Raw genomic sequence first — 1250 nt, 5'->3', positions numbered from 1 at the left:
GAAACCAGCGAGAGCCTGGATACGGTCGACAATCAGTTGGTGCGGTTCGAGCAGGACCCGAGCGACGCGAAGATCCTGGATAACATCTTCCGCCTGGTCCACACCATCAAGGGCACCTGCGGCTTCCTGGGCCTGCCGCGGCTGGAAGCGCTGGCCCATGCCGGCGAGACGCTGATGGGCAAATTCCGCGACGGCATGCCGGTCAAGGCCGAAGCCGTGACGCTGATCCTGAGCAGCATCGACCGCATCAAGGAAATCCTCGCCGGCCTCGAGGCCACCGAAACCGAGCCCGAGGGCACCGACGAAGACCTGATCGAGAAGCTGCATGCGATGGCCGAAGGCGGCCACCATGCCGAGGCGCACCCCGAACCCGCGCCGGTCCCCGCGGTCGCCGCGCCGCCGGTGCAGCCCGCGATCACCCAGGAAGTTGTCAAAGGCACGCTGATCGAGCAGGTGCTGGAACGCCCGCTGCGTCCCGGCGAGGTCTCGCTCGACGATCTCGAGCGCGCCTTCCGCGAGACCGAGACCGAAGCCGCACCTGCGCCGAAGCCCGCCGCCGCCAGGCCGGCCGCGCCCGCCGAGCCGCAGGCGAAGGAAGTAAAGGCAAAACCCGCCAAGCGCGCCGCAGCCGTCGACACCGACGTCCAGGAAGCCGACAAGATCGCCAACCAGTCGATCCGCGTCAACGTCGACACGCTCGAACATCTGATGACGATGGTCTCCGAGCTGGTGTTGACCCGCAACCAGCTTCTGGAAATCTCCCGCCGCAACGAGGACACCGAGTTCAAGGTGCCGCTGCAGCGTTTGTCGAACGTCACCGCCGAACTGCAGGAAGGCGTCATGAAGACGCGGATGCAGCCGATCGGCAATGCCTGGCAGAAGCTGCCCAGAATCGTCCGCGACCTCTCCGGCGAACTCGGCAAGCAGATCGAACTGGAGATGCACGGCGCCGACACCGAGCTCGACCGCCAGGTGCTCGACCTGATCAAGGATCCGTTGACGCACATGGTGCGCAACTCCGCCGACCACGGCCTGGAGACCCCGGCCGAGCGGCTGGCCAGCGGCAAGGGCGAGCAGGGCACGATCAGGCTGTCGGCCTATCACGAGGGCGGCCACATCATCATCTGCATCGCGGATAACGGCCGCGGGCTCAACACCGAGCGGATCAAGGCCAAGGCGCTGCAGAACGGTCTCGTCACCGAGGCCGAACTGGAGAAGATGACCGAGGCCCAGATCCACAAGTTCATCTT

General features: G+C 65.9%; 1 protein-coding gene. It reads left to right on the top strand.

Features of this window, described 5'->3' with window-relative positions; translation table 11 throughout:
* Positions 1–1250 (top strand): chemotaxis protein CheA (locus IVB22_RS09050; RefSeq protein ID WP_247516992.1); only part of this gene is annotated, 1250 nt, incomplete at both ends.

Source organism: Bradyrhizobium sp. 190, assembly GCF_023073415.1.
Taxonomy (GTDB): domain Bacteria; phylum Pseudomonadota; class Alphaproteobacteria; order Rhizobiales; family Xanthobacteraceae; genus Bradyrhizobium.
This window is presented reverse-complemented; position numbering and strand designations above follow the sequence as displayed.